Annotated in this window: 7 protein-coding genes, 1 pseudogene and 1 riboswitch; of the genes and pseudogenes, 4 read left to right on the top strand and 4 right to left on the bottom strand. The window is 72.6% G+C overall.

The genetic code is table 11. From position 1 onward, the window contains the following. On the top strand, nt 1-432 hold a 432-nt coding region (locus C3488_RS23150; RefSeq protein WP_146067910.1), incomplete at its 5' end, for an FAD-dependent oxidoreductase. A 16-nt stretch (nt 433-448) separates the two neighbouring features. Here C3488_RS23150 and C3488_RS23145 read toward each other — a convergent pair. After that, on the bottom strand, nt 449-1378 hold the full coding sequence (locus C3488_RS23145; protein WP_103842329.1) for an LLM class F420-dependent oxidoreductase: 930 nt from the start codon (nt 1376-1378) through the stop codon (nt 449-451). A gap of 33 nt (nt 1379-1411) precedes the next feature. Then, entirely contained in the window at nt 1412-2140 is a 729-nt protein-coding gene (locus C3488_RS23140; protein WP_103842327.1) for a DUF5995 family protein, read from the bottom strand. A gap of 180 nt (nt 2141-2320) precedes the next feature. On the opposite strand from C3488_RS23140, the gene C3488_RS23135 reads away from it, so the two are divergent. Next, the gene (locus C3488_RS23135; RefSeq protein WP_103842335.1) at nt 2321-3436 is read left to right on the top strand and encodes a glycoside hydrolase family 6 protein; all 1116 of its coding nucleotides are present in this window, start codon (nt 2321-2323) and stop codon (nt 3434-3436) included. Here the strand turns inward: C3488_RS23135 and C3488_RS23130 are convergent. Continuing rightward, nucleotides 3418-4833 (bottom strand): uracil-xanthine permease family protein, encoded by a 1416-nt coding sequence (locus C3488_RS23130; protein WP_103842325.1) that lies wholly within the window; start codon nt 4831-4833, stop codon nt 3418-3420. The two genes, C3488_RS23135 and C3488_RS23130, sit on opposite strands and share 19 nt — an antisense overlap. A gap of 317 nt (nt 4834-5150) precedes the next feature. On the opposite strand from C3488_RS23130, the pseudogene C3488_RS23125 reads away from it, so the two are divergent. Next, a pseudogene (locus C3488_RS23125) lies at nt 5151-5606 on the top strand (acyl-CoA thioesterase). On the opposite strand, the gene C3488_RS23120 reads toward C3488_RS23125, so the two are convergent. Then, the gene (locus tag C3488_RS23120) at nt 5566-6771 is read right to left on the bottom strand and encodes an MFS transporter (protein ID WP_103842323.1); all 1206 of its coding nucleotides are present in this window, start codon (nt 6769-6771) and stop codon (nt 5566-5568) included. The pseudogene C3488_RS23125 and the gene C3488_RS23120 overlap by 41 nt on opposite strands. Before the next feature lie 137 nt (nt 6772-6908). On the opposite strand from C3488_RS23120, the gene C3488_RS23115 reads away from it, so the two are divergent. Continuing rightward, nucleotides 6909-8132 (top strand): ROK family transcriptional regulator, encoded by a 1224-nt coding sequence (locus C3488_RS23115; protein ID WP_103842321.1) that lies wholly within the window; start codon nt 6909-6911, stop codon nt 8130-8132. A 309-nt stretch (nt 8133-8441) separates the two neighbouring features. Then, nucleotides 8442-8572, top strand: a riboswitch (FMN riboswitch). Nucleotides 8573-8661 lie beyond the last annotated feature (89 nt).

The raw sequence follows: 8661 nt of genomic DNA, 5'->3' as shown, positions 1-8661 counted from the left end.
TGCGACGACAGCCTGAAGTGGCTGCCGCTGTCCGCGAACGAGCGGATGGAGGTCATGCTGAAGTCGCTCGGCGAGATCTACCCGAAGGTCGACATCAGGAAGCACATCATCGGCAACCCGGTCACGGTCTCCTGGGAGAACGAGCCCTACTTCATGGGCGCGTTCAAGGCCAACCTGCCCGGCCACTACCGCTACCAGCGGCGCCTGTTCACGCACTTCATGCAGGACCGGCTGCCCGCCGACAAGCGGGGCATCTTCCTCGCCGGCGACGACATCTCCTGGACGGCCGGCTGGGCCGAGGGAGCCGTGCAGACCGCGCTCAACGCCGTGTGGGGTGTGATGCACCACCTCGGCGGCGCGACCGACCCGGCCAACCCCGGCCCCGGTGACGTCTACGACGAGATAGCACCCGTCGAACTCCCCGAGGACTGAGCCCTCCCGGGAGCCGTCAGACCCCGGCCGCCCGGGCCTTCTCGTACACCTCCGCGGCGACGTCCTTGAGCTCCTCGGCGTCCCGCGGGGTGGCCTGGAGGTCGACGAGGATCTCCTCCAGACCGATCGACGCGTGCGCGACCAGGTCCTCGACGATCTGGTCGGCGCTGCCCTGGAAGGGGCGGCGGTCCGCACCGTCGTAGGCCTTGGCCTGGTACTCGGCGTTCACCCGCAGGACCGTCTGCAGGGGCTCCGGACGGCCGCGCTCGGCCGCCAGGTCCTGCAGTTCCTGCCACTGGGTGGCGATCTGCTCGACGCCCATGCCGACGGGCAGCCAGCCGTCGGCGTGGTCGACGAGCCGGGTCAGGGCCTTCCTGTTGCTCGCGGCGAGCAGGATCGGGATCGGCCGGGCGGGCTTGGGGCCGACCACCGCGGACGTGATCTTCGTGATACGGCCCTCGTAGCGCACCGGGTCCGGGCCCCACACCGCGCGGCACACATCGATCACCTCGTCCAGCACCTGGCCGCGCTCCTTGATCGGGCGGATGCCCGCGGCCGCGTACTCGTCCAGGGACCAGCCGGTGCCGAAGCCGGCGATCACCCGGCCGCCGCTCGCCGCGTCCAGCGACGCCAGGGCCTTGGCCAGCTGGAACGGCTGGTGCAACGGGGCGACCAGCACGCTCGAGCCGAGCCGGGCCCGCTCGGTGGCCGCCGCGGCCAGGGTGAGGGTGACCAGGGGGTCGGCCACGTTGCGATACGAGTCCGGCCAGGGAAGGCCCTCGATGCCGTACAGGCCCTGACCGGCGGGCTCCGGGTACAGGGCCCGCTCGTACACCCACAGGCTCTCGTAGCCGATCTGCTCGGCGGTGCGTGCCACGTCGGGCACGTCCTTCCCGATGTGGTACTGCCGGTTCTGCGGAAGGCCGAGTCCGAGCCTGGTCGCCATGCCTGTGCTCCTTCGCAAGGGGGTCTGCGCGGGTCAACGTACAGCGATCTCAGGGGAGTTCCCGCCCGACAGGCAGGGGTGGCCGGATCGGTGCGGCAGTGGCGTGAGCAGCATCCGGCTCGCGAACCCCACCGCGGCGTCAAGGCGCCCTTCGAACTCCTCGGCCACGTCCGGCAGTCTCCGCAACGCCCACAGGGCCCTGGCCGCCGACCAGGCCGCCTCGCGTGCCCGCTCCAGGCTCCAGGCGCCGATCAGATGGGTGAGCGGGTCGGCGATCTCGAGCACGTCGGGACCGGGCATGAGATCTTCGCGGATGCGCTCCTCCAGGGCGACGAGGAGGTCGCCCACGCGCTCGAACTCGTCCTCCAGATCGGCCGGTTCGCAGCGGAGCGTACGACAGGCGTCCACGACGGCGAGCGCCAGGTCGTGCCCGATGTGCGCATTGATGCCCGCGAGCGCGAACTGCAGCGGCCGTACGCCGGGATGGCGCCGGAACTGGAACAGCGGTCGCCAGCAGGCCGGGACCGGTGCCCCTTCGGCCACGGACAGGTACCGCTCGGCGAACCGGACGTCCAGCGTGACGGCTTGCCGTCGGTCGGCGAAGTACCCGGCGTCCAGGCGCCGGTCGATCTCCTCGGTGACGGCGAGGTAGACCCGGTTGAAGACCGCGACGCCGTCGTCCTTCGGCCAGGTCCCGCCGAGCGCGCGCATGCGTGTGACGACCGTGTCCACTTCCGTCGTGAACTGCTCCAACCGCACCATGAGGGCAGAGTTCCAGCCCTACGCTGACCGGAGCACCACCGGCCCGCGGGCTTCCCCGGAACGGGGGATGGCACCGATGGGCCATGAGGGGGACAGGGGGACCGGTAGGTGTCCGGCTTACGCATCCGGCGGCTGGCCGAGCGGCGGGCCGCCCGCAGGCGCGCCGCGCGCCGCGCCGCCATGGTGGCGGTGGCGTCGGCGGTGGTCGCGGTGGGCACCGCGGCGGGGATGATGTCCGCGCTCGACGACGGCCGCGGGACCGACCGGGCCCGGCCCGCCGTGACCCGCCGGGCCGTCGTACAGCCGCCGCCCGCCCCGTCGTCGACGCCGGCCGAAACGCCCGGGACGTCCCCGGCACCGAGCTCCACCCGGGTCTCGTCCGCCGTTCCCAGCCCCACTCCCTCCGCCCGCAGGCCGAGGACCGAGGTCGCGCCCGTGCGGCTCTACCGGCACACCGACTCGCAGGTGCTGGACTGGATCGCCACCCACCGCGACGACCCCCGGCGGGCCGTCATCGAGTCGCGCATCGCCGACCGCCCCGCCGCCGTCTGGTTCGCCGACCCCTCGCCGTCGACGATCACCGCGCGCGTGCGGGCCGTCACCTCGGCCGCGGCTGCCGAGGGCCGCGTTCCGGTCCTGGTGGCGTACACCGTGCCGGACCGCGACTGCGGCGGGGCCTCGGGGGGCGGCGCCCCCGGTCTCGCCGCCTACGACGCGTGGATCGACGCCTTCGCGGCCGGGCTCGGCTCCGGCGAGGTCATCGTGATCCTGGAGCCGGACTCGGTCGCCCAATCCGACTGCCTCACCAAGGAGCAGCAGGCCGGCCGCTTCGCCTCGCTCGCCCGTGCCGGCCGCGTCCTGAAGGCGGCGGACCGCCGGGCGCGGGTCTACTACGACGGCGGTCACTCCGGCTGGAAGCCGGCCACCGAACAGGCCTCGCTCCTGGAGCAGGCGGGCGCAGGCTCGCCCCAGGGCTCCGACGGCATCTTCACGAACGTGTCCAACTTCCAGCGCACCACCGACGAGATCGCCTACGCCCGCCAGGTGCTGGCCGGCCTCCGCGGTCCCGCGAGCCTGGGCGCCGTCATCGACACCAGCCGCAACGGCAACGGCCCCCCGGCCGACGGTCGGTGGTGCGACCCGGCCGGCCGCAGGATCGGGCAGGCCCCGACGCTGCGTACGGGACAGGCCCGGATCGACGCCTATCTGTGGGTGAAGCTGCCGGGCGAGTCGGACGGCTGCAAGGGAGCCGCGGGGACGTTCTCGCCGTCGTACGCCTACGACTTGGCGCGGTGAGCCTTCGCGTCGGCTTCCGTGCCGGCTTCCTCGTCGTAGGCGGAGGTGCCCGAGTCCAGCAGCGGCTCCTGGGCCTTGAGGTGGGCGGGGGCGAACGCCCGTAGCGCGTGGTACCCGGTGATCACGACCAGCGTGCCCAGTGCGATGCCGCTCAGCGAGAAGTGGTCGGTGAACTTCATGGTGACGTTGCCGACACCGATGATGATGCCCGCCGCGGCCGGCACCAGGTTCAGCGGATTGCGCAGGTCCACCTTGGCGTGCAGCCAGATCTGCGCGCCGAGGAGACCGATCATGCCGTACAGGATGACGGTGATGCCGCCGAGCACTCCGCCGGGGATGGCGGCCACGACCGCGCCGAACTTGGGGCAGATCCCGAACAGGAGGGCGAAGCCCGCCGCGGCCCAGTAGGCGGCGGTCGAGTAGACGCGGGTGGCGGCCATCACCCCGATGTTCTCGGAGTACGTCGTGTTGGGCGGGCCGCCGACCGCGGTCGAGAGCATGGACGCGACCCCGTCGGCGGAGATCGCCGTGCCCAGCCTGTCGTCCAGCGGATCGCCGGTCATCTCGCCGACCGCCTTGACGTGCCCCGCGTTCTCCGCGACCAGAGCGATCACCACGGGCAGCGCCACCAGGATCGCGGACCACTGGAAGGACGGCCCGTGGAAGTGGGGCAGGCCGAGCCAGTCCGCCTTGCCGACGCCGGACAGGTCCAGGCGCCAGTGGTCGGTGAGCTTTCCGCTCGCGTCCACCGAGTGGATCTTCCCGAAGACGCGGTCGGACAGCCAGGAGATCCCATACCCGAACACCAGCCCGAGGAAGATCGCGATCCGGGACCAGAACCCGCGCAGGCACACCACGGCCAGCCCGGTGAACAGCATCACCAGCAGCGCGGTCCACTGGTCCTGCGGCCAGTACGTCGACGCGGTCACCGGCGCCAGGTTGAAGCCGATCAGCATCACGACCGCGCCGGTCACGATCGGCGGCATCGTCGCATGGATGATCCGCGCCCCGAACCGCTGGACCGCGAGGCCGACGAGGAACAGCACGATGCCCACGACGAACACCGCGCCGGTCACGGTGGCGCTGGTGCCGCCCTGCGCCCGGATCACCGCGGCCACACCCACGAAGGACAGGGAACAGCCGAGGTAGCTCGGTATCCGCCCGCGCGTCGCCAGCAGGAAGATCGCGGTGGCGACGCCGGACATCATGATCGCCAGGTTGGGGTCGAGGCCCATGAGCACGGGCGCCACGAACGACGCACCGAACATGGCCACGACGTGCTGGGCGCCGAGCCCGACCGTACGGGGCCAGGAGAGGCGTTCGTCGGGACGGACGACCGCTCCGGGTGCGGGCGTGCGCCCGTCACCGTGCAGCTTCCAGCGCACGCCGAGGTCCATGGTGCGGCTTCTCTTTCTCTGTACGTGAAGAACTGTCCGAACCATTGTCACCGGCACCAGGGGGCCCTGCGTTCACATGGTTTCCCTCGTGAACGACGTCCAGAGCAGTGATCGCGACAAGCGGGCCCAGAAGGCGGTGCACCTGCTGGAGGCGGCCCGGCGGTGACCTGTGGGCGCTGAGGCAGGTCGCCGGGCAGCCGGACTCGATCGCCGGCCGATCCGTGGGCGGGAGGTCCTGAGCGGGCGCTTACCATGGCTGGGATCAAGCGCCGCAGCGTCGCGAGCGCCTCACCGGGTCAGATCGAGGAGCCCCGCCCGTGACCGTCGAAGCCCAGTCCACGCCCGCCGTGTCGTACGGCAGGCTGATCCCCGTCACCGTCCACTTCGACGACCTGGACGCCCTCGGACTGCTCCACAACGCCCGCTACCCGGTCATGGTCGAGCGTGCCTGGTCCACCCTGTGGCAGGAGCGCGGCTTCCGCTTCGAGGGCGACTGGGAGGCGGCGGGCGACTTCTGCAACGCCGTCAAGGAGCTGCGGATCAGCTAGGCACCGGTCACCAGGCCGGGCGCGTACGCCGTGCACCTGTGGTTGGAACGGCTCGGGAACACCGGGCTGACCTACGGGTTCCGGTTGTGCTCGGCCGACGGGGCGGAGACATACGCGCACGGCACCAGGGTCCTCGTGCGGCTCGACGCGACCACGCTGCGGCCCACGTCGTGGAGCGAGCGGTTCAGGGCCGCGGGCCGGGAACTGCTGCGCTCGGCGGAGTGACCTTCGGGCGGTCGCGGTCGCCCGCCCGGAGGACCCCCGCGAACCCCGCGAGCCCGCACGCCAGCACGGTCACCAGGCCGAACGAGACCACCAGGCTCGTGGCCTGGGCCAGCGTGCCGATCGCGCCCGGCGCGACCAGGCCCGAGGTGTACGTGATGGTGGCCACGCCCGCGATGGCCTGGCTCGGGTTGGGTCCGCTGCGGCCCGCCGCCGCGAAGCACAGCGGGACGACGACCGCGATGCCCAGACCCATCAGCGCGAAGCCGCCCATGGCGACAGCCGGGTGGTTGGCGACGACGATGAGCAGCCCGCCGAGCGCGGCGAGGACGCCGCTCACCCTGACGGTGCGCACCGCCCCGTAGCGGTCCACCACCTTGTCGCCCGCGATCCGCGCGAGTGCCATCGTGAGCGTGAAACCGGTGGTGCAGGCGGCGGCCAATCCCGCGGAACTCTCCAGCTCGTCGCGCAGATAGACCGCCGACCAGTCAAGGCTCGCGCCCTCCGCGAACACCGCGCAGAAGCCGACCGCACCGATGAGCAGCGCCGACTTGGGCGGCAGCGCGAACCGGGGCGGCGGCTCCTCGTCCTCGGCGGGCTGCAGGTCGAGGACCCAGGTGCAGGCGACGAGACCCAGCACGGTCAGCACCGCGGCGGCCAGGGCGTGGTGGAGCCGGGCGTCCGAGCCGAGGTGGGCGGCGAGCGTGCCGGCCGCCGAGCCGATCAGGGCGCCGGCGCTCCACAGGCCGTGCAGCCCGGACATGATCGACCTGCCGAGACGGTTCTCCACCTCCACGCCGAGCGCGTTCATCGCGACGTCCGCCATGCCGGCCGAGGCGCCGTAGACGAACAGGGCCGCGCACAGGGTGAGCAGATCGGGGGAGAGGGACGGCAGGACCAGGGACAGCGTCCACAGGGAGAGCAGTCCGCGCAGCGCCGTCCGAGCGCCGAACCGGTGGCTGATCCGGCCCGCGAGCGGCATCGCCAGGGACGCGCCGAGCGCGGGGAACGCCAGGGCGATGCCCAACTGGCCGGCGCTGACGTGCGCGTGGTCCTGGACCCAGGGCACGCGGGTGGCGAACGAGCCGGTGACGGCACCGTGCACGGCGAACACCGCCGCCACGGCGTACCGGGCGCGCCTCACCTCTTGCCGGCTCGCTTCGCTCATCTCGCTCATTCTCGGGCCCCTCCCGGCGGTGTCCTCCCCCTACGCGCCGACGTAAACTATCAGGAACCCTGCCTGATAGATAGGGGAGCCGAAGGCGCGCCTGAACGGCGCGGTGGCCGATCTGGAAGGATCCCGGCATGCCCGCATCCCCGAGCACCGCCCGGGCCATCAACGACCGGCTCGCCCTGCGTCTGCTGCAGCAGGAGGGCCCCCTGACGGCAGGGCAGTTGAAGCAGCTGACCGGACTGTCCCGGCCCACGGTCGCCGACCTGGTCGAACGGCTCACGGCCGCCGGCCTGATCGCGGTGGTGGGGGAGTCGGGCGAGCAACGGCGCGGTCCGAACGCACGGCTGTACGGGATCGTCGCCGACCGCGCCCACCTCGCTGCCCTGGACGTGCGCACCGAGAGTGTCTCCGTGCTGGTGTCCGATCTGCTGGGCGGGGTGCTCGCGGAGGCGTCCGTGCCGATCGGCGGCGACACCGGCACCGGCCCGGCGGTCGAGCAGGCGGTGCTGCTGGTGGAGCGTGCCGCGAAGGAGGCCGGTGCCGACAGGCTGCACACGGTCGGGATCGGGGCGCCCGGGCTCATCGACCCCGTCACCGGCGAACTCCGCGACTCCGCGGGGCTGCCGGAGTGGCACCGCCGCCTGGTCGCCGCGCTCCAGGAGCGGCTGCCCGCCCGGGTGATCGTCGAGAACGAGACCAACCTCGCGGCGCTGGCCGAGCAGCGCGAGGGAACGGCGCGGGACCGCGACACGTTCGTCCTGCTGTGGCTGGGCCACGGCACGGGCGCGGCGGTGGTCCTGGACGGCGCACTGCGCCGCGGCGCTTCGGGCGGCACGGGCGAGATCGGTTTCCTGCCGGTCCCGGGGACCGGCACCATGCCCTCGGCGGCGGACTGCGAGGGCGGATTCCACTCCCTGGCGGGGGCGGCGGCGATCGTGGAGCTGGCGGGGGAGTACGGGTTGTCAGCGGGGAGCGCCGCGCGTGAGCTGCCGGTGGCGGCCCTGGTGCGGGGGGCGGTCGCGACGGTCGCGGCGGGCGGCGGCAGCGGGGTGACGGACGTGCCCCCGGCCGAGCGGGCCGACCGGTTCCTCGACGCCCTCGCCGATCGGCTCGCCATCGGTGCCGCTTCCGTCGCCGCCATCCTCGACCCCGGCTGTGTCGTGCTCGGGGGTGAGGTCGGGCAGGCGGGCGGGGACGTCCTCGCCGCGCGGGTGGCGGAGCGTCTGGTCCGTGTGTCACCGCTGGCCACCGAGGTGCGCGCGAGCACCCTGGGCGGCGGGGCGGTCCTGCGGGGAGCACTGCTGACGGCACGGGAGGGGGCCCAGGAGGAGCTGTTCACGCCGCCCGAGCGATAGTGGGCCCACCGTGGTCATGCCGCCCGCAGGCCCGGCGGCGGGCAAGGGCCTTCGTCACCGCCGCCGGGCCGTTCGCGGGCGGCGCACCGCGCCGCGAGCGCCGACCTTAGGCGGGGTCGACCGGCCCGGTCAATAGGTATGGACCAATACTCAAGTAGCCTTCAGGGGCTGCGTGTTGTCGCCGCGGCGACGAGTGCGGGTCTGCGTCTGCCGCCGGAGATGTCCAGCATGTGAACATGTGAGGCACCGCACAGCAGTTAACCCGGTTGGCCGACGATCAGTCGTGGCACACTGAGGCTGTACCAGAAGCAGCGCACTCCGGGGTCGGTGAAAGTCCGAACCGGCGGTTACAGTCCGCGACCCGGTCGCTTCCAGCGGCCGGTTGACCAGGTGGAATTCCTGGACCGACGGTTAAAGTCCGGATGGGAGGCAGTGCGCGGCGGGCGGGCATTCGTGCGCGCCGCCGTCTCGGCTCGTCCATGCGGACGAGGCCCGTCCGGCGTCGCCCCCGGTGTCCTCGCTCGTGTCT

Origin of the sequence: Streptomyces sp. Ru72 (assembly GCF_002920635.1) — a bacterium.
GTDB lineage: Bacteria > Actinomycetota > Actinomycetes > Streptomycetales > Streptomycetaceae > Streptomyces.
Note: the sequence above shows the minus strand (reverse complement) of the source record. Positions and strands in the feature narration are given on the sequence as shown.